The 18,691-nt window shown below is 39.9% G+C and carries 18 protein-coding genes and 2 pseudogenes; 18 read left to right on the forward strand and 2 right to left on the reverse strand.

The window, feature by feature from the left end:
• Positions 1–147: 147 nt before the first annotated feature.
• Positions 148–999: an NAD(P)H-hydrate dehydratase gene (locus SK578_RS04295; protein ID WP_042750847.1), complete on the forward strand. Its 852-nt coding sequence runs from the start codon at positions 148–150 to the stop codon at positions 997–999.
• Between the two features lie 24 nt (positions 1,000–1,023).
• On the opposite strand, the gene SK578_RS04300 is transcribed toward SK578_RS04295, so the two are convergent.
• Entirely contained in the window at positions 1,024–1,209 is a 186-nt protein-coding gene (locus SK578_RS04300) for a hypothetical protein (protein WP_042750849.1), read from the reverse strand.
• A 123-nt stretch (positions 1,210–1,332) separates the two neighbouring features.
• Here SK578_RS04300 and SK578_RS04305 point away from each other — a divergent pair.
• The 15 genes and pseudogenes from SK578_RS04305 (at position 1,333) to SK578_RS04380 (ending at position 13,183) form a co-directional block, all read left to right on the forward strand.
• Positions 1,333–3,812, forward strand: a pseudogene (locus tag SK578_RS04305) (bifunctional DnaQ family exonuclease/ATP-dependent helicase).
• A 4-nt stretch (positions 3,813–3,816) separates the two neighbouring features.
• Entirely contained in the window at positions 3,817–5,040 is a 1,224-nt protein-coding gene (locus SK578_RS04310; RefSeq protein WP_042750851.1) for an FtsW/RodA/SpoVE family cell cycle protein, read from the forward strand.
• 10 nt (positions 5,041–5,050) lie between these two features.
• A complete protein-coding gene (locus SK578_RS04315) occupies positions 5,051–5,605 on the forward strand; it encodes a DJ-1 family glyoxalase III (RefSeq protein WP_042750853.1) in 555 nt (184 codons plus the stop codon).
• A gap of 218 nt (positions 5,606–5,823) precedes the next feature.
• Positions 5,824–6,114, forward strand: a complete 291-nt coding sequence (gene rpsF / locus SK578_RS04320; protein ID WP_001151778.1) for a 30S ribosomal protein S6 — start codon at positions 5,824–5,826, stop codon at positions 6,112–6,114.
• Between the two features lie 11 nt (positions 6,115–6,125).
• Positions 6,126–6,596: a single-stranded DNA-binding protein SsbA gene (gene ssbA, locus SK578_RS04325; RefSeq protein WP_004269791.1), complete on the forward strand. Its 471-nt coding sequence runs from the start codon at positions 6,126–6,128 to the stop codon at positions 6,594–6,596.
• A 31-nt stretch (positions 6,597–6,627) separates the two neighbouring features.
• Positions 6,628–6,867, forward strand: coding sequence for a 30S ribosomal protein S18 (gene rpsR / locus SK578_RS04330; protein ID WP_000068664.1), 240 nt, complete (start codon positions 6,628–6,630; stop codon positions 6,865–6,867).
• 346 nt (positions 6,868–7,213) lie between these two features.
• On the forward strand, positions 7,214–7,717 hold the full coding sequence (locus SK578_RS04340; protein ID WP_004269789.1) for a GNAT family N-acetyltransferase: 504 nt from the start codon (positions 7,214–7,216) through the stop codon (positions 7,715–7,717).
• A gap of 79 nt (positions 7,718–7,796) precedes the next feature.
• Positions 7,797–9,196: pseudogene (locus tag SK578_RS11340) on the forward strand (bifunctional Cof-type HAD-IIB family hydrolase/peptidylprolyl isomerase).
• Between the two features lies 1 nt (position 9,197).
• Entirely contained in the window at positions 9,198–9,560 is a 363-nt protein-coding gene (locus SK578_RS04350) for a S1 RNA-binding domain-containing protein (protein ID WP_020902234.1), read from the forward strand.
• A 52-nt stretch (positions 9,561–9,612) separates the two neighbouring features.
• Complete coding sequence (locus SK578_RS04355; protein WP_000390778.1) at positions 9,613–10,362, forward strand: tRNA1(Val) (adenine(37)-N6)-methyltransferase; 750 nt, start codon at positions 9,613–9,615, stop codon at positions 10,360–10,362.
• Positions 10,352–10,639 (forward strand): GIY-YIG nuclease family protein, encoded by a 288-nt coding sequence (locus SK578_RS04360; protein ID WP_042750859.1) that lies wholly within the window; start codon positions 10,352–10,354, stop codon positions 10,637–10,639. The genes SK578_RS04355 and SK578_RS04360 overlap by 11 nt, the downstream gene beginning before the upstream one ends.
• An 82-nt stretch (positions 10,640–10,721) precedes the next feature.
• A complete protein-coding gene (locus tag SK578_RS04365) occupies positions 10,722–11,657 on the forward strand; it encodes a manganese-dependent inorganic pyrophosphatase (RefSeq protein WP_042750861.1) in 936 nt (311 codons plus the stop codon).
• Positions 11,658–11,743: 86 nt separating this feature from the next.
• Positions 11,744–12,256 (forward strand): YiiX/YebB-like N1pC/P60 family cysteine hydrolase, encoded by a 513-nt coding sequence (locus tag SK578_RS04370; RefSeq protein ID WP_042750863.1) that lies wholly within the window; start codon positions 11,744–11,746, stop codon positions 12,254–12,256.
• Entirely contained in the window at positions 12,240–12,890 is a 651-nt protein-coding gene (locus SK578_RS04375) for a DUF1803 domain-containing protein (RefSeq protein ID WP_050491236.1), read from the forward strand. Before SK578_RS04370 ends, SK578_RS04375 begins: the two co-directional genes overlap by 17 nt.
• A 101-nt stretch (positions 12,891–12,991) precedes the next feature.
• Positions 12,992–13,183 carry a CsbD family protein gene (locus tag SK578_RS04380; protein WP_000051183.1) on the forward strand — a complete coding sequence of 64 codons (192 nt, stop codon included), beginning with the start codon at positions 12,992–12,994 and terminating at the stop codon, positions 13,181–13,183.
• Positions 13,184–13,228: 45 nt separating this feature from the next.
• On the opposite strand, the gene SK578_RS04385 is transcribed toward SK578_RS04380, so the two are convergent.
• On the reverse strand, positions 13,229–14,674 hold the full coding sequence (locus tag SK578_RS04385) for a UDP-N-acetylmuramoyl-L-alanyl-D-glutamate--L-lysine ligase (protein WP_042750866.1): 1,446 nt from the start codon (positions 14,672–14,674) through the stop codon (positions 13,229–13,231).
• Between the two features lie 105 nt (positions 14,675–14,779).
• On the opposite strand from SK578_RS04385, the gene SK578_RS04390 reads away from it, so the two are divergent.
• Together SK578_RS04390 and SK578_RS04395 are read left to right on the forward strand one after the other, a co-directional pair.
• Positions 14,780–16,402, forward strand: coding sequence for a putative polysaccharide biosynthesis protein (locus tag SK578_RS04390; RefSeq protein ID WP_042750868.1), 1,623 nt, complete (start codon positions 14,780–14,782; stop codon positions 16,400–16,402).
• A 204-nt stretch (positions 16,403–16,606) separates the two neighbouring features.
• Positions 16,607–18,565 carry a peptide ABC transporter substrate-binding protein gene (locus SK578_RS04395; RefSeq protein ID WP_042750870.1) on the forward strand — a complete coding sequence of 653 codons (1,959 nt, stop codon included), beginning with the start codon at positions 16,607–16,609 and terminating at the stop codon, positions 18,563–18,565.
• Positions 18,566–18,691 lie beyond the last annotated feature (126 nt).

The following is an 18,691-nucleotide window of genomic DNA, read 5'->3' on the forward strand; positions in this document are numbered from 1 at the left end:
GTAAAAATAGAATCGTTTGCTTTCGTGTTGGGACGAAAGGAGAGTAGAGGGGCTTTGTCCCCTCTTTTTCTATATGAACGAAGAGATTTATATTTAAGATGCAAGGTGGATAGACTTTATAGTATAATGAATAGAGAGGAAAAAACAATGAAAGTGATTGAGCAAGAATTATTAGAAAAAGTCATTATTGAACGTTCTCGTACCAGTCATAAAGGAGACTATGGCCGTTTGCTGTTGCTTGGTGGGACTTATCCTTATGGTGGTGCTATCATCATGGCTGCTTTGGCAGCTGTTAAAAGTGGAGCTGGTTTGGTGACTGTTGGAACAGATAGGGAAAATATCCCAGCTTTGCACAGTCATTTACCTGAGGCTATGGCCTTTTCTCTTCAAGACCAACAACTGTTAAAAGAGCAGTTGAAGAAGGCAGAAGTTGTCTTGCTGGGGCCTGGTTTACGAGACGATGCATTTGGAGAAAATCTAGTCAAACAGGTCTTTGCTAATTTAAGCCAAAATCAAATTTTGATTGTAGACGGAGGGGCCTTAACCATCCTTGCTAGGACAAGTTTGTCGTTTCCATCTAACCAGCTTATCTTAACTCCCCACCAAAAAGAATGGGAAAAGCTGTCTGGTATTGCTATTGATAAGCAAAAGGAAGATGCAACGGCTAATGCCCTAACTTCCTTCCCTCAAGGAACCATTTTGGTGGAGAAAGGTCCAGCTACTCGTATTTGGCAAGTTGGCCAATCTGATTATTACCAGTTACAAGTTGGCGGTCCCTATCAGGCGACTGGGGGAATGGGAGATACACTGGCTGGGATGATCGCAGGATTTGTAGGCCAATTCCGACAGGCCAGTCTCTACGAACGTGTGGCAGTGGCAACCCATCTTCATTCAGCCATAGCCCAAGAACTATCTCAAGAACATTATGTGGTCTTGCCGACGGAAATCAGTACTCATCTTCCCAAAATAATGAAAAAAATATCTCAAAAAGGCACCTGATGGTTTCAGGCGCCTTTATATCTTTTAGAAAAATCCTTTAATCTTTCCAACGAGGCCATCTAGACCTTCTGAACCAGAAATCAACTGCTGAGCTTGAGAGAAGTATTCTCCAAGCTGTTCTTGATTTTCTGTAACAAATGTTTTTGCAGCTTCGAAATCTTTTGTTTCGATTAGCTCTTTTACTTGGTTAAACAAATCTAATGGGTTCATCTTATGTCTCCTTTTCTGTATAATACTATTCAAACATTTTATAAAAATTTTTTCAAGCAAAGAGATTTTTCTATCGAAGTTAAGGGGTGTCAAACAGGGCTTTTTTTGATATAATTTTTAATGATGAATTCGAGAAATGATCGGTATGTGGTTGTTGATTTAGAGGCCACTAGTACCGGAAGCAAGGCAAAAATTATTCAAGTGGGTATTGTGGTGATTGAAAATGGCGAAATCGTCGATCAGTATGGGACGGATGTCAATCCCCATGAGCCCTTGGATTCTCATATAAAAGAATTGACAGGTTTGACTGATCAACGGTTGGCAGTTGCTCCAGAGTTTTCACAGGTAGCTGGAAGGATTTTTGAACTGGTCAAGGATGGTGTTTTTGTCGCGCACAATGTACAGTTTGATGCAAATCTTCTGGCAGAGTACCTATTCTTTGAAGGTTATGAATTGAGAACTCCACGAGTGGATACCGTTGAGTTAGCACAGATTTTGTATCCTCAGTTTGAAAAGTACAATCTCGGCATTCTCTGTCAAGAGTTAGGGATTAAGTTAGACCACGCCCACACCGCTCTCTATGATGCACAGGCAACAGCAGAGCTTTTGCTTTTTATGCGTCAAAAACTTTTTCAGTTACCAAAAGGACTTTTAGAAACGTTGTTAAATCTTGCGGATAACCTCCTTTATGAAACTTATTTAGTGGTTGAAGAAGTATATCAGCGCCAGTCTCCCCTTTCTTCTCATGATTTGATGGAACTCCATGGACTCTTTCTTAGAAAGCAAAGTCAGTCTTTAAAGCCACGTAAGCTATCTAAGGATTTTACTAAAAACATTACCTTATTAGACTTGGATGAGCGTCCTCAGCAAGTTGAATTTGCAGAAAAAGTTGAACAGCTATTAAAGGAACAGAAAACCGCGTTTATTCAAGCTCAAACGGGACTTGGAAAGACTTATGGTTACCTACTGCCAGCTTTGAGCATGGAAAGTGAAGGGGGCATCCTTGTTAGTGTTCCTACCAAAATCCTTCAAAATCAAATCATGCAAGAAGAAGGAAGTCGATTAAAAGATACTTTTCATATTGATATTCATAGTCTTAAGGGACCTCAAAATTATTTGAAACTCGATAATTTTTATAAAGTACTTCATAGGCCAGAGTCTAACCGCCTATTCACACGCTTTAAAATGCAAATCTTGATTTGGTTAACAGAGACAGAAACAGGTGACTTAGATGAAATCGGACAGCTGTATCGTTATCAACATTTTCTAGCTGAACTTGTACATGATGGAAAACTTTCAAAAAAAGTTTATTTATTTCTGAGGACTTCTGGCAACGCAGTCAAGATAGGGCTAAATCGAGTCGCCTTTTGTTAACCAATCACGCTTATCTGGTAACACGTTTAGAGGATGATCCAGAGTTTGTTAACAATCGCTTGATAATCATAGATGAAGCTCAAAAAATACTGCTTGCTCTTGAAAACCTCGCCCAAGAGTCTTATCTCCTCGAGGCTTTAGTAACACAAGTTCAAAAGTCCTTGGAAACAGAAAAAGATCTTATTCAGAGACGGTTGCTTGAGAGTATCGGGTTTGAATGTCGCTATTTGATAGATCAGTTTTACTCAGAACTTAAGAATGACAAGTGGCTGGATTCTCTTGAAAACTTACGCCAGCATTTTTCTGAGTTAAGTCTTCCCGAGTATAGAGATATGATGCGCTTTTTTACATCGGACCGTGAATTTTGGCTGGCAACTGCTGAGAAGTCTAGTAAGGATGTCTTAATCTGCTCAAGTAAAAAAGGTCGCTTCCTACTAGCAGATTTATTGCCAGAGGATTGCAGAGTGCTTGGCGTATCTGCCACTCTTGAAATCAGTAATAGAGTTTCTTTAGCGGACTTATTAGGATTTACTGAAGCCCCACTTATTACAGTTGAATCTTTACAACAGAAGCAACAAGAAGTTCTATTAGTAAATGATTTTCCGTTAGTAACTGAACATTCTCCTTTAGATTATGCAGAAGAGGTTACATCAGTTATCCATTCCTTACAGGCGTTTCAAGAGCCTTTGCTTGTTTTATTTACGTCTAAAGAATTACTGTTAGCAGTGTCAGATTTACTAGACCATCCTCATTTAGCCCAATATAAAAATGGGGAACCCAGTCAGCTGAAGAAACGTTTTGAAAAAGGAGAGCGACAAATATTACTTGGAACAGGAAGTTTCTGGGAGGGGGTTGATTTTTCTACCCATCCTTGCGTTATTCAAGTAATTCCTCGATTGCCTTTCCAAAATCCCCAAGAACCTTTAACACAAAAATTAAATCATGAATTGCATCAGGAAGGGAAGAATCCTTTCTATGATTATCAGCTGCCAATGGCCATTATTCGTCTCAAACAGGCTTTGGGTAGAACAATTAGAAAAGAGGAACAAGCTTCCATTGCTGTGATACTGGATAGTCGTGTTGTTCATAAACGATATGGTAAACAGATTAGACAAGCTCTAGCGAAGGAAAGAACTATCAGAGAGGTGAATAGAAAACAGATTACCTCTACTGTTATTGATTTCCTCCAAAACAACAAAAATGAAAAATCTAAGAAAGAGGAAAGGTGAATATATGAAACGTTCTCTCGACTCTAGAGTCGATTATAGTTTGCTCCTGCCAGTATTTTTCCTACTGGTTATCGGTGTGGTGGCTATTTATATTGCCGTTAGTCATGATTATCCAAATAATATTCTGCCCATTTTAGGGCAGCAGGTCGCTTGGATTGTCTTGGGACTTGTAATTGGTTTTGTGGTCATGCTCTTCAATACAGAATTTCTTTGGAAGGTGACACCCTTTCTATATATTTTGGGCTTGGGACTTATGGTCTTACCTATTGTCTTTTATAATCCAAGTTTAGTTGCATCAACGGGTGCCAAAAACTGGGTATCGGTAAATGGTGTTACCTTGTTCCAGCCGTCAGAATTTATGAAGATATCCTATATCCTCATGTTGGCCCGTGTGATTGTCCAGTTTACCAAAAAACATAAGGAGTGGAGACGCACAATTCCGCTGGACTTTTTGTTAATTTTTTGGATGATTCTCTTTACCATTCCAGTCCTAGTTCTTTTGGCACTTCAAAGTGACTTGGGGACGGCTTTGGTTTTTGTAGCCATTTTTTCAGGAATCGTTTTATTATCGGGGGTTTCTTGGAAAATTATTATCCCAGTATTTGTGACTGCTGTAACAGGAATTGCTGCTTTCTTAGCTATTTTTATCAGCAAGGACGGTCGGGCTTTTCTCCATCAACTGGGAATGCCGACCTATCAAATCAACCGTATTTTGGCTTGGCTTAATCCTTTTGATTTTGCTCAAACAACGACCTATCAGCAGGCTCAAGGGCAGATTGCGATTGGTAGTGGAGGCTTGTTTGGTCAAGGATTTAATGCTTCTAATCTGCTTATTCCAGTTAGAGAGTCGGATATGATTTTCACGGTCATTGCAGAAGATTTTGGCTTTATTGGCTCTGTCCTTGTTATCGCCCTTTATCTCATGCTGATTTATCGTATGTTGAAGATTACTCTTAAATCAAATAATCAGTTCTACACCTATATTTCTACAGGTTTAATTATGATGTTACTCTTCCATATCTTTGAGAATATCGGTGCCGTGACAGGTTTGCTTCCTTTGACGGGTATTCCCTTGCCTTTCATTTCTCAAGGGGGATCGGCTATTATCAGTAATCTGATTGGTGTGGGCTTACTTTTATCGATGAGTTACCAGACCAATCTAGCTGAAGAAAAGAGCGGAAAAGTTCCATTCAAACGGAAAAAGGTTGTATTAAAACAAATCAAATAAGGAGAAAATCATGGTAAAAGTAGCAGTTATGTTGGCTCAGGGCTTTGAAGAAATTGAAGCTTTGACAGTTGTGGATGTTTTGCGTCGGGCAAATATCACTTGTGATATGGTAGGATTTGAAGAGCAAGTGACAGGCTCGCACGCAATCCAAGTAAGAGCAGATCGTGTCTTTGAGGATGATTTATCAGACTATGACATGATTGTCCTTCCTGGAGGCATGCCTGGTTCTGCACATTTACGTGATAAGCAGGCCTTGATTCAAGAATTGCAAAATTTCGAGCAAGAAGGGAAGAAACTGGCAGCCATTTGTGCAGCTCCAATTGCCCTCAATCAAGCAGGGCTATTGAAAAACAAGCAGTACACTTGTTATGACGGTGTTCAAGAGCAAATACTTGATGGTCAATATGTAAAGGAAACAGTAGTGGTAGATGGTCATTTGACAACCAGTCGAGGCCCTTCAACAGCCCTTGCCTTTGCCTACGAGTTGGTGGAGCAATTAGGAGGAGACGCAGAGAGTTTACGAACAGGAATGCTCTATCGAGATGTCTTTGGTAAAAATCAGTAAAACGGATTCGTAATCTCTATAGTTTGATAAATACTAAAATATTAATCACTCTCTATAGAGTTGTATTTTTTGAGAAGATGATTCGTCATCTTCTTTTTTATTTCAGTGTTTTTACTTGCGTAAAAAAATTTTTTCTAGTATAATAGTTTATTGTGAGCGAACCTCACTTACCCCTTGCAAAGTCTTGGGGTCATTAGACCAAAAGGAGGAACATATCAATGGCTAAATACGAAATTCTTTATATCATTCGTCCAAACATTGAAGAAGAAGCTAAAAACGCTTTGGTAGCACGTTTTGACTCTATTTTGACTGACAACGGTGCAACTGTTGTTGAATCAAAATCTTGGGAAAAACGCCGTCTTGCATACGAAATCAAAGATTTCCGTGAAGGACTTTACCACATCGTTAACGTTGAAGCAAACGACGATGCAGCTCTTAAAGAGTTTGACCGTCTTTCAAAAATCAACGCTGACATTCTTCGTCACATGATCGTCAAAACTGACGCGTAAGAAGGTAAACTATGATTAACAATGTTGTACTTGTAGGGCGTATGACACGTGACGCTGAGTTGCGTTATACCCCATCAAATGTAGCAGTTGCGACTTTTACTCTTGCAGTAAACCGTACATTTAAGAGTCAAAATGGCGAACGTGAGACTGATTTTATCAATGTCGTTATGTGGCGCCAACAGGCTGAAAACCTTGCTAACTGGGCTAAAAAAGGCTCACTTATCGGGGTGACAGGTCGTATCCAGACTCGTAGTTACGATAACCAGCAAGGACAACGTGTCTACGTGACAGAGGTCGTGGCTGAGAATTTCCAAATGTTGGAAAGCCGTAGTGTGCGTGAGGGTCACACAGGTGGAGCTTATTCTGCACCAACTGCAAACTATTCAGCACCTACAAATTCAGTACCAGACTTTTCACGTGATGAAAATCCATTTGGAGCAACAAATCCATTGGATATTTCAGATGATGATTTACCATTCTAATGGACAACTAAAATTATAAAGGAGAAAAAACATGGCTCAACAACGTCGTGGCGGATTCAAACGCCGTAAAAAAGTTGATTACATCGCAGCAAACAAAATTGAATATGTTGATTACAAAGATACTGAGCTTCTTAGCCGTTTCGTTTCAGAACGTGGGAAAATCCTTCCTCGTCGTGTAACAGGAACTTCAGCTAAAAACCAACGTAAAGTAACAACAGCTATCAAACGCGCTCGCGTAATGGCTTTGATGCCTTTCGTAAACGAAGATTAAAAAAGAGGTCCGGGCGGACCTCTTTTTCACGATCCTTGAAATGAGAATGCGAGTTGGGTCCAGTGGACCTCTTTTCATGAGCCTTGAAATGAGAGAGCGAGTTGGGGTCCGAGTGGACCTCTTTTTCATGAGCTCGGAAAAAAGAAAGCGAATTAAGACCCGGTTGGGTCTTTTTTTCACTAGTCTTAAAATGAGAGAGAGTTTGGGTCCAGTGGACTTCTTTTTCATGAGCTTGAAAATAAGAAAGCGAATTAAAGCCCGGTTGGTTTTTTTTCACGAGATAGTTTTTTTCTGACCTTGGCGTGCTATAATGGTAATAGAAAGAGTAAAGGTGGGTAAGTCAAAGATGAATTGTACGATTAGAAATATGATTAAGTCTGATATTGAATCCTTGTCTCATGGATTTATGAATCAAGGTTGGACTGGTAGAGAGGAAATTTTGGCTAGATATTTTCTGGAACAGGAAAGTGGGGAGAGAGAAGTCTTAGTTGCAGAGATTGATGGTGCTGTAGCGGGCTACGTTACCATTTTGCCTTCTGCTAAACATGGTCCTTTTGCAGAAGTATATCCAGAATTATCAGATTTTAATGTGTTTGAGCCTTTTCGAAATCAAGGGATTGGGTATCAACTGCTAGAAGAAGCAGAAAAACGAGTCAAGTTTGTTTCGAGTAAGGTCACTCTTGGTGTAGGTTTGCACTTAGGCTATGGCCCTGCCCAGAGATTGTATATCAAACGAGGCTATATTCCAGATGGGACAGGTGTCTGGTATAGAAATAAACCGCTAGAAATGGGTGCAAGTTGTCAAAATGATAATGATTTAGTTTTATACTTATCCAAGGACTTACAATAAAATGGGAAACTTTTTGAAAATAGGGGATTTAACTACTTTATGGTATAATGGAAAGAGTTAGATTGAAAGAGGTAGTGAGATGGATGCGAAATTAAGATACAAGGCAAAGAAAATCAAGATTGTTTTTTTGATATTGATGATACATTGAGAAATTCTAAGACAGGTTTTATTCCAGCTTCAATCCCAACTGTTTTTAAGCAATTACGTGAGAAAGGAATTTTGACAGGTATTGCTTCTGGACGAGGGATTTTTGGTGTTGTGCCAGAGATTCGTGACCTCAAGCCTGACTTTTTTGTAAACTTAAACGGGGCCTACATTGAAGATAAAAAAGGTCAGGTCATTTATCAACATCAGATTGCCAAAGAAGATGTGGAAGAATATATCTCTTGGGCAAAGCAAGAGGGAGTTGAGTATGGCTTGGTTGGGAGTCATGATGCCAAGTTGTCGACTCGCACCGATATGATTAGTGAAGCGATCAATCCAATTTACCCTGATTTGGCTGTAGATCCTGATTTCCATGAAAAAGAAGATATCTATCAGATGTGGACTTTTGAAGATAAAGGAGATGACATGCACTTGCCTGACAGTCTCTCTGACAAGCTTCGCATGGTTCGTTGGCATCAACATTCGTCTGATATTGTGCCGATTTCAGGCTCCAAAGCGACGGGTGTGGAAAAGGTTGTGGAACACCTTGGCTTGAAACCAGAGAATGTCATGGTCTTTGGAGATGGGCTGAATGACTTGGAACTCTTTGATTATGCTGGAATCAGCGTTGCCATGGGAATTTCTCATGATAACATCAAAGAAAAAGCAGATTATATTACAAAAACATTAGAAGAAGATGGCATTTTTGATGCCTTAGAAGGATTTGGTATGGTAGAAAAAGAATTGCATTTTCCACAAGTAGACATTGAAACAGTAGAAGGTCCTCTTGCGATCATTAAGACCAATCACGGAGACTTGCGTATTAAGCTCTTCCCTGAACATGCTCCTAAAACAGTGGCTAACTTTGTAGCTCTTTCAAAAGATGGTTACTATGATGGTGTCATTTTCCATCGTATTATCAAGGACTTTATGATTCAAGGTGGAGACCCAACTGGAACTGGTATGGGTGGCGAGTCAATCTACGGCGAATCATTTGAGGATGAATTCTCAGAAGAACTTTACAATATCCGTGGTGCTCTTTCCATGGCCAATGCTGGTCCAAATACCAACGGTAGCCAGTTCTTTATCGTGCAAAATCAACATTTGCCTTATTCTAAGAAAGAAATTGCTCGTGGTGGTTGGCCAGAACCGATCGCAGAAATCTATGCTAACCAAGGTGGAACTCCTCACCTAGACCGTCGACACACTGTTTTTGGTCAGTTAGCTGATGAAGCTTCTTACGCTGTTTTGGACGCCATTGCTGCTGTTGAGACAGGGGCTATGGACAAGCCAGTTGAAGATGTCGTGATTGAAACAATTGAAATCGAGGACTAAGATGAAAATCGGTGATAAGCTAAAGGGGCGTATTACAGGGATTCAGCCCTACGGTGCCTTTGTTGAGCTAGAGACGGGTGATACGGGGCTGATTCACATTTCAGAGATTCGGACAGGCTTTATTGAAAATATCCAAGAAGCCTTGAAAGTCGATGAAGAGGTTCTGGTTCAGGTGGTGGATTTAGATGAATTTACAGGGAAAGCCAGTCTTTCGATCCGCACTTTGGAGGAAGAAAAGCACCAGTTTCCGAGACGGAGACGCTTTTCAAGCGACCGTTTTAACTATGGCTTTGCGCCTCTCAAACGAATGATGCCAATTTGGACCAAGGAAGCCCTTCAACATTTGAAGAATCAGAAGCACTAGTTAGCAATTACTATCTTTTGTAATGTTAATATAAATTTGCTATAATAGGACCATGGAAGAAGAACAATTATTAAAATCAGGAGAGCGCATTAACCAGCTCTTTTCGACAGATATCAAAATCATTCAAAATAGAGAGGTTTTTAGCTATTCGGTGGATAGTGTTCTCTTGTCACGTTTTCCACGTTTTCCTAAGAAGGGCTTGATTGTGGATTTCTGCGCTGGAAATGGAGCAGTGGGGCTATTTGCTAGCACTCGGACTCAGGCACAGATTTTGGCTGTTGAGATTCAGGAGCGTTTGGCAGATATGGCTGAGCGCTCTGTCCGTTTGAATGGTTTGGAAGAGCAGATGCAGGTCATCTGTGATGATTTGAAAAATATGCCTGCTTACATCCAGGGAAGTAAGGTGGATATGATTTTGTGTAATCCACCCTATTTCAAGGTTGATCCTCATTCCAATCTGAACGAGAGTGAACATTATCTCTTGGCGCGACATGAAATCACGACTAATTTGCAGGAAATCTGTCGTAGTGCTCAGAGTATTCTCAAATCCAATGGGCGTTTGGCCATGGTTCATCGCCCTGATCGACTTCTGGATATTTTGGATACGTTACAACGACATAATCTAGCGCCTAAGCGTCTGCAATTTGTCTATCCAAAAAGAGAAAAGGAAGCCAATATGCTCTTGATTGAGGCCATCAAGGATGGCTCGACAAGTGGCTTTAAGGTCTTGCCACCTCTCATTGTACACAATGATGATGGCTCTTATACGCCTGAACTCGAAGAGATTTATTATGGATCATAAGGCTTATATGTATGTGCTGGAGTGCCGTGACGGATCCTACTATACAGGCTATACGACTGATGTGAAGAGACGCCTCGCTGTCCACAGTAGTGGGAAGGGAGCCAAATATACACGAGCACGCTTGCCAGTCAAACTTATCTATGCTCAAGGTTTTGCCAGTAAGGAAGAAGCCATGTCGGCAGAAGCCCTTCTCAAGCGTAAGAAGAGACCACAGAAGGAGCAATTTTTATCTGAAAATCAAGATAGGAATTTACTCAGTTATTTTGAAGAATCGTGAGGAGTCCTTTGACTCCTCTTACTTTTGTCAAAAAGCGAAAAAAATGCTACAATAAAGAGAATAAATAAAATGAGGTATTATCATGTCTAAGATTCTAGTATTTGGTCACCAAAATCCAGACTCAGATGCCATCGGGTCATCTATAGCCTTTGCCTACCTTGCAAAAGAAGCTTACGGTTTGGATACGGAAGCTGTTGCCCTTGGAACTCCAAATGAAGAAACAGCCTTTGTCTTGAACTATTTTGGTGTAGAAGCACCGCGTGTCATCACTTCTGCTAAAGCAGAAGGTGCAGAGCAAGTTATCTTGACTGACCACAATGAATTCCAACAATCTGTATCAGATATCGCTGATGTAGAAGTTTATGGTGTTGTGGACCACCACCGTGTGGCTAACTTTGAAACTGCAAGCCCACTTTACATGCGTTTGGAGCCAGTTGGATCAGCGTCTTCAATCGTTTACCGTATGTTCAAAGAACATGGTGTAGCTGTACCTAAAGAGATTGCTGGTTTGATGCTTTCAGGTTTGATTTCAGATACCCTTCTTTTGAAATCACCAACAACACATCCAACAGATAAAGTCATTGCTCCTGAATTGGCTGAATTGGCTGGTGTGAACTTGGAAGAATATGGTTTGGCTATGTTGAAAGCTGGTACCAACTTGGCTAGCAAATCTGCTGACGAATTGATTGACATCGATGCTAAGACTTTTGAATTGAACGGAAATAATGTCCGTGTTGCCCAAGTAAACACAGTTGACATCGCTGAAGTTTTGGAACGCCAAGCAGAAATTGAAGCTGCAATGCAAGCCGCCAACGCAACAAATGGTTATTCTGACTTTGTATTGATGATTACAGATATCGTCAACTCAAACTCAGAAATCCTAGTACTTGGTGCTAACATGGACAAGGTTGAAGCAGCTTTCAACTTCAAACTTGAAAACAATCATGCCTTCCTTTCTGGTGCCGTTTCACGTAAGAAACAAGTGGTACCTCAATTGACTGAAAGCTTTAATGCTTAAGATTTTGAGTGTTAATTCAAATTAGGAAAGGCTAGTTTGCCTTATATCGAAAGGGGTTTCGGCTCCTTTTTTTCTAGGAGTGAAGCATGTTAGAAAATGGCGATTTGATTTTTGTGAGAGATGAGTCAGATATGGGGCAGGCCATCCAGACTTCCACAGGCGACTATAACCATGTTGCGATTTATTTGGATGGGATGATTTACCATGCTAGTGGAAAGGCGGGTGTTATCTGTCAGGAACCAGCAGACTTCTTTGAGTCCAATCACTTGTACGACCTCTATGTTTACCCAGAAATGGATATCCAGTCTGTGAAGGAAAAAGCTTGCAAATATCTTGGAGCTCCCTACAATGCTTCTTTCTATCCAGATGGCGCTAGTTTCTACTGTTCCCAGTATATAGCAGAAATTCTACCGATTTTTGAAACTATTCCCATGAAATTTGGAGATGGGACTCAGGAGATTAGTGATTTTTGGAGGGAGTATTACAGAGAACTAGCTCTGCCTATTCCTTTGAACCAGCCGGGAACCAATCCTAGTCAGTTGGCAGCATCGCCTCTGTTAGAATGTAAAGAAAGGAATCTTCATGATTCAGATTTTTAATCCATCTCGTTTGACGAGACAGCCATTTTTTGGAGAATTAATCCGCTATCTGGACCAGCATGATGATGTTATTTTGAGAGAAATTAAGGCTCAATTTCCAGATGTGGCAGTTGATAAACTCATGGAAGAGTATATAAAAGCTGGTTTGATTCGTCGGGAAAATAAGCGCTATTACCTTAATCTTCCAATGCTGGAGTCACTTGATAGTCTTGAACTGGATCAAGAGATTTTTGTCAGCGAATATAGTCTGGCCTATCAAGCCTTGTTAGAGCAGAGTTTTGAGACGGAATTACGAAATCAAACCAATGCAGCTATTTTAGTTGAAAAGACGGACTTTGCGAGATCAAAAATGACCCTGTCCAATTATTTCTACAAGGTCAAACATCAGTATCCTTTGACAGAAAAACAGCAGGAACTCTATGACATTTTGGGAGATGTCAATCCTGAGTATGCTCTCAAATATATGACGACTTTTTTGCTAAAATTTCTCAAAAAAGATCAACTGATGCAGAAACGCCGTGATATCTTTGTGGACACTTTAGTTGTCCTAGGTTATATTGTCCACAAGGAAGATGGAAAGTATGAGTTGGCCGTCGATTTTGATAAGGAAAGATTAACTTTCTATTTGGACTGATTTCTGGTTTCTGAGCACATTGTTTGACTTTCCTTAGGATTAAGTATAAACTATATGTAACCGGTAACACATATCGGAATAAAATTAAAGGAGACAATCATATGTCACTTGAAAACAAATTGGAACAAGCAACAGGCGCTATCAAAGAAGGATTTGGTAAAGTTACTGGGGATAGCAAGACTGAGGCAGAAGGCGCTGTAGAAAAGACAGTTGCTAAGGCAAAAGAAGTAGTTGAAGATGCTAAAGATGCTGTAGAAGGTGCCGTTGAAGGTTTGAAAAACGCTTTTAAATAAAGATAAAAAAATCAAGGGTTTCATTTCCCTTGATTTTTTACTATCTTATAAATAATTTTCTGCGATGGCTGCATCTCCAGGATAGGCTTCTTTCTTACCTTGGACGATTTGGTAGCAATCGGCTCCCTTACCAGCAATAATAACTGCATCTAATTCTTGACTTGTGATAGTCATCGCTGCCTTGATGGCTTCTTGTCGATCCGCAATTTTTTCAACAGGATGATTGATATAGCTACTAATTTCATCTGCAATGGACATTGGATCTTCATAGTTGGGGTCATCAGCAGTCAGAAAGACTTGAATCTCAGGATGTTGATTAAGGAGGAGGCCAAAGTCCTTACGACGGCTTTCTCCTTTATTTCCTGTCGAACCCAGAACCAGAGCAATTTTTCCAGTTTGATGAGTTTCAACCACATTGATGAGTTTTTTGAGACTATCACCATTGTGGGCATAGTCGATAAAGACCTTGGCGCCATTTTTCTGAGTGAGGACTTCCATACGACCAGGAACTCGGGTTGCTGCGATTCCTTTTTTGATGTCCTCAAGACTAGCTCCGAGACGGAGACAGGCAAGTCCAGCAGCAACTGCATTTTCTTGGTTGAAGTGGCCAATCAGTTGTATATCATAGTTTCCAGATAATTTCCCTGTAGCTGAAAAACTAAAGGCTTTAGAATTCTCGATTTGGTTATCAGACTGGCTACCATAGAAATCATGGTCTTGATCTTCTACTTGTTCTTTCAAGACAGAAAAGTGGTCCATGTCACTGTTAATGATAACTGCTCGGCTATTTTCCATTAAGAGACGCTTATGGTAGAAGTAGTCTTCAAAGCTAGGGTGTTCAATCGGGCCGATATGGTCTGGACTGATATTGAGGAAAACTCCCACATCAAAGGTTAGACCATAGACACGTTTGACCAGATAGGCCTGACTGGATACCTCCATGATGAGGTGAGTACGGTCATTTTGCACAGCTTGATTCATCATGTCAAAGAGGTCAATACTCTCAGGGGTTGTCAATGCAGACTTAAAGAAAGTTTCGCCATCTAGAGTTGTGTTCATAGTTGACAACATAGCAGGTCGATGCCCTTGAGATAAGATGTTATAGGCGAAATAGGCTGCTGTTGTCTTACCCTTGGTTCCAGTAAAGGCAAGGAGTTTGAGTTTGTCCTGTGGATTTCCATAAAATTCCATGGCAATCAAACTCATGGCTTTCTTGATATCACTGACGATAATAGCAGGAATACCAACTTCATAGTCTTCTTCAGCCATATACCAACCGAGGCCTTGAGAGATGGCTGAAAGCAGAAATTCCTTCTTAAAGGAAGCCCCCTTGACGAAAAAGAGGCTCTTCTCTTTGGCCTTGCGGCTGTCATAACAGATGGTATCAAATACGACATGGCTGTAGTTGTAGTGATAGTGTCCTTGGTCGATAATCTCACGGAAGAGACTATCTTTCTTTAAAATATCTAATACGGTTTCAATCTTAATCATACTTTCTATTGTAAACCGAAAGTCGTAAATTTACAAGTGACAAGGAAAAGTTTATAATGGAAGATGAGGAATTTTTCCTAGTGATTAAAATTAAATGAGGAATCTATGTCTAACGAAAACAATCACCAGCAGGCCCAGATGTTACGGGGGACTGCTTGGCTAACGGCTAGTAACTTTATCAGTCGTCTACTCGGTGCCATTTATATCATCCCTTGGTATATCTGGATGGGGTCTTATGCGGCTACAGCAAATGGTCTCTTCACCATGGGCTATAATATCTATGCCTGGTTCTTGCTGATTTCAACAGCAGGGATTCCAGTTGCGGTGGCCAAGCAAGTGGCCAAGTATAATACCATGCGAGAAGAAGAGCATAGCTTTGCCCTGATTCGGAGCTTTTTAGGCTTTATGACAGGACTAGGTCTGGTTTTTGCTTTAGTCTTGTATCTCTTTGCTCCATGGCTAGCAGACTTGTCGGGTGTAGGGAAAGACCTGATCCCAATCATGCAGAGTTTGGCTTGGGCGGTCTTGATTTTCCCATCTATGAGTGTTATCCGAGGCTTCTTCCAAGGGATGAATAACCTGAAACCTTATGCCATGAGCCAAATTGCTGAGCAGGTCATTCGTGTTATCTGGATGCTCTTAGCTACCTTTATGATTATGAAAATGGGCTCAGGAGATTATCTAGTAGCGGTTACCCAATCCACCTTTGCTGCCTTTGTCGGCATGGTAGCTAGTTTTGCAGTTTTGATCTATTTCCTTGCCAAAGAAGGATTACTTAAAAGAGTCCTTGAAACAGGAGATAAGATAAACAGCAAGCGTCTTTTGGTCGATACCATTAAGGAAGCCATTCCTTTTATCCTGACAGGGTCTGCTATCCAGCTTTTCCAGATTTTGGATCAGATGACCTTCATCAATAGTATGAGCTGGTTTACCAACTATAGTAATGAAGACTTGGTTGTCATGTTTTCTTATTTCTCAGCCAATCCTAATAAAATCACTATGATTTTGATTTCCTTAGGAGTTTCGATTGGTGGTGTAGGCTTGCCACTTTTGACCGAAAACTATGTTAAAGGTGATTTGAGGTCTGCCTCTAAATTGATTCAAGATAATCTAACGATGCTTCTATTGTTTCTTTTTCCTGCAACAGTGGGAGTGGTCATGGTCGGTGAACCTATTTATACCATATTTTACGGGAAGCCAGATGGTTTGGCATTAGGTTTGTTTATCTTTGCGGTCTTGCAGTCAACCATTTTGGGTGTATATATGGTTTTGTCACCAATGCTTCAGGCTATGTTCCATAACCGTAAAGCAATCCGTTACTTTTTCTATGGTTCAGTTGCTAAGCTAGTCTTGCAATTACCAACAATTTATCTTTTTCACAGTTATGGTCCTTTGATTTCAACATCAATCGCTCTTATCATCCCTATTCTATTCATTTATCGTGAACTATGTAGGGTAACAGGAATGAGAGGTAATGTGGTATTTAGGAGAACCATTTTAATCAGTTTGTTGACTTTTGTTATGTTCATCGGTGTAGGCGCTATTCAGTGGATACTGGGATTTGTCTTCCAACCAAGTGGACGTTTGTGGAGTTTTCTATATGTAACTCTTATCGGTGCAATGGGTGGAGGAGCTTATGGAATTATGAGCCTCCGTACCCGTTTATTGGATAAGGTGATTGGAAAAGCCCAAGCAGATCGCTTACGAATCAAATTAAAGTTAACTTAAAAAATATTTATAAATAAAAGGGATAATTTGAACATTTCTATCATGAAATGCTTGAATTATTCTCTTTTTTATTAATTTGTAGAATGATAACTAAAGTTTGTAGATGGTAATTTTATTTTTCTTAAATTTTACTTAAAAAACTATTGACTAAATAAAACTCAAGTTGTATAATAAGACAAATATTTAAATCAGGAGGTTCTGGAGATGAAAAAGTCTAAAGCCAAGTATGCAGCACTTGCAGGTGTCGTTTTAAGCGCAGGCATTTTATTAAGCGCGTGTGGGAATTCTAGCACAGGGTCAAAAACATATAACTATGTTTATACTAGTGATCCATCTAGTTTGAATTATCTAGCAGAAAACCGTGCAACAACCAATGATATCGTAGTTAATTTGGTAGATGGGCTCATGGAAAATGACCAATATGGGAACTATATCCCATCCTTGGCAGAGGATTGGAGTGTATCCAAGGATGGTCTGACTTATACCTACAAACTGCGTAAAGATGCTAAATGGTATACTGCAGATGGAGATGAATATGCTCCAGTAACTGCCCAAGATTTTGTAACTGGTTTGAAATATGCGGCTGATAAAAAATCAGAAGCCTTGTACTTAGTACAAGAATCCGTCGCTGGTTTGGATGACTATATTACTGGTAAAACAACAGACTTTTCAACTGTAGGTGTTAAGGCGATTGATGACCAGACAGTTCAGTACACTTTGACACGACCAGAATCTTACTGGAACTCAAAAACAACATCAACTATTCTCTTCCCTGTCAATGCAGATTTCTTGAAATCAAAAGGGGATGATTTTGGGAAGGTAGACCCATCTAGCATTTTGTACAATGGACCTTTCTTGATGAAATCCTTTGTTTCAAAATCTGTCATCGAATTCAAGAAAAATCCTAACTACTGGGATGCTAAAAATGTCTTTGTAGATGATGTGAAATTGGCCTATTATGATGGTAGTGACCAAGATGCACTGGCTCGTAACTTTGTAGAAGGTGCTTATAGCTATGCTCGTCTTTATCCAAATAGTTCAAGTTTTGAAGGAATTAAAGAAAAGAATAAGGACAATATCATCTATAGCTTGCAAGATGCTACTTCTTACTTCTTAAACTTTAACCTAGATAGAAAATCTTATAAATTCACTTCAAAAACAAGTGATGCTGAGAAGAAATCGACTCAAGAAGCAGTTCTTAACAAAAACTTCCGTCAAGCCATAAACTTTGCCTATGACCGTACAGCTTATGGGGCTCAATCTCAGGGAGAAGATGGTGCAACTAAGATTTTGCGTAACTTGGTTGTTCCTCCAAACTTCGTAAGTATCAACGGAAAAGACTTTGGTGAAGTAGTAGCCTCTAAGATGGTCAATTATGGTAAGGAATGGCAAGGAATCAACTTTGCGGATGCCCAAGATCCATACTACAATGCTGAAAAAGCCAAGGCTAAATTTGCAGAGGCTAAGAAAGAACTCCAATCCAAAGGAGTCCAATTCCCTATTCACTTGGACATGACAGTTGACCAAGCTGCTAAAAAGGGTGTTCAAGAGGCAAATTCTATGAAACAATCTATTGAAGCAGCCTTAGGTGCAGATAATGTTGTAATTGATATTCAACAACTCTCCACTGAAGACTATGATAGTACAAGCTATCTGGCTCAGACTGCTGCTCAGAAAGATTACGATCTATATAACGGTGGTTGGGGATCTGACTATCAAGATCCATCAACTTATCTTGATATTTTCAATGTGAAGAGCGGTGGAGTGTTGCAAAATCTGGGTATAGAGCCTGGTGAATCTAATGATAAGGCTAAGGCTGTTGGACTGGATATCTACACTCAAATGCTGGAAGAAGCCAATAAGGAGCAAGATCTTGCAAAACGCTATGAAAAGTATGCTGAGATCCAAGCATGGTTGGTAGATAGCGCTTTAGCGATTCCAAATATTTCTAAGGGGGGAACACCAGTATTGAGAAAAACAGTTCCTTTCTCAGAACCATATTCATTAGCTGGTAATAAAGGAATCGAATCCTATAAATACCTCAAAGTACAAGATAAAACAGTCACAAAAGATGAATATGAAAAAGCTAAAGAAAAATGGCTGAAAGAAAAAGAAGAATCCAATAAAAAAGCCCAAGAAGAATTGGCAAAACATGTAAAATAAGGATTTTTCAAGAAAAACGATGGTTTCGAAAGAAGCTGTCGTTTTTTATATAGTTTGAAACTATAGCTAGCTCTTGAAAAGAAGAAAATGAGTTGATGAAAATAAGTGGTACAATAGTTACTATAG

The organism is Streptococcus mitis (assembly GCF_000722755.1).
GTDB classification, from domain to species: Bacteria; Bacillota; Bacilli; order Lactobacillales; family Streptococcaceae; genus Streptococcus; species Streptococcus mitis_CM.

Bases quoted from the DNA above. Each gene is read 5' to 3' on its own strand.
- SK578_RS04295 (WP_042750847.1), top strand. From the start codon at position 148: ATGAAAGTGATTGAGCAAGAATTATTAGAAAAAGTCATTATTGAACGT.
- SK578_RS04300 (WP_042750849.1), bottom strand. From the start codon at position 1,209: ATGAACCCATTAGATTTGTTTAACCAAGTAAAAGAGCTAATCGAAACA.
- rpsR (WP_000068664.1), top strand. From the start codon at position 6,628: ATGGCTCAACAACGTCGTGGCGGATTCAAACGCCGTAAAAAAGTTGAT.
- SK578_RS04340 (WP_004269789.1), top strand. From the start codon at position 7,214: ATGAATTGTACGATTAGAAATATGATTAAGTCTGATATTGAATCCTTG.
- SK578_RS04395 (WP_042750870.1), top strand. From the start codon at position 16,607: ATGAAAAAGTCTAAAGCCAAGTATGCAGCACTTGCAGGTGTCGTTTTA.
- SK578_RS04375 (WP_050491236.1), top strand. From the start codon at position 12,240: ATGATTCAGATTTTTAATCCATCTCGTTTGACGAGACAGCCATTTTTT.
- SK578_RS04390 (WP_042750868.1), top strand. From the start codon at position 14,780: ATGTCTAACGAAAACAATCACCAGCAGGCCCAGATGTTACGGGGGACT.
- rpsF (WP_001151778.1), top strand. From the start codon at position 5,824: ATGGCTAAATACGAAATTCTTTATATCATTCGTCCAAACATTGAAGAA.
- SK578_RS04370 (WP_042750863.1), top strand. From the start codon at position 11,744: ATGTTAGAAAATGGCGATTTGATTTTTGTGAGAGATGAGTCAGATATG.
- SK578_RS04360 (WP_042750859.1), top strand. From the start codon at position 10,352: ATGGATCATAAGGCTTATATGTATGTGCTGGAGTGCCGTGACGGATCC.
- SK578_RS04350 (WP_020902234.1), top strand. From the start codon at position 9,198: ATGAAAATCGGTGATAAGCTAAAGGGGCGTATTACAGGGATTCAGCCC.
- SK578_RS04315 (WP_042750853.1), top strand. From the start codon at position 5,051: ATGGTAAAAGTAGCAGTTATGTTGGCTCAGGGCTTTGAAGAAATTGAA.
- SK578_RS04385 (WP_042750866.1), bottom strand. From the start codon at position 14,674: ATGATTAAGATTGAAACCGTATTAGATATTTTAAAGAAAGATAGTCTC.
- SK578_RS04365 (WP_042750861.1), top strand. From the start codon at position 10,722: ATGTCTAAGATTCTAGTATTTGGTCACCAAAATCCAGACTCAGATGCC.
- SK578_RS04380 (WP_000051183.1), top strand. From the start codon at position 12,992: ATGTCACTTGAAAACAAATTGGAACAAGCAACAGGCGCTATCAAAGAA.
- SK578_RS04310 (WP_042750851.1), top strand. From the start codon at position 3,817: ATGAAACGTTCTCTCGACTCTAGAGTCGATTATAGTTTGCTCCTGCCA.
- SK578_RS04355 (WP_000390778.1), top strand. From the start codon at position 9,613: ATGGAAGAAGAACAATTATTAAAATCAGGAGAGCGCATTAACCAGCTC.
- ssbA (WP_004269791.1), top strand. From the start codon at position 6,126: ATGATTAACAATGTTGTACTTGTAGGGCGTATGACACGTGACGCTGAG.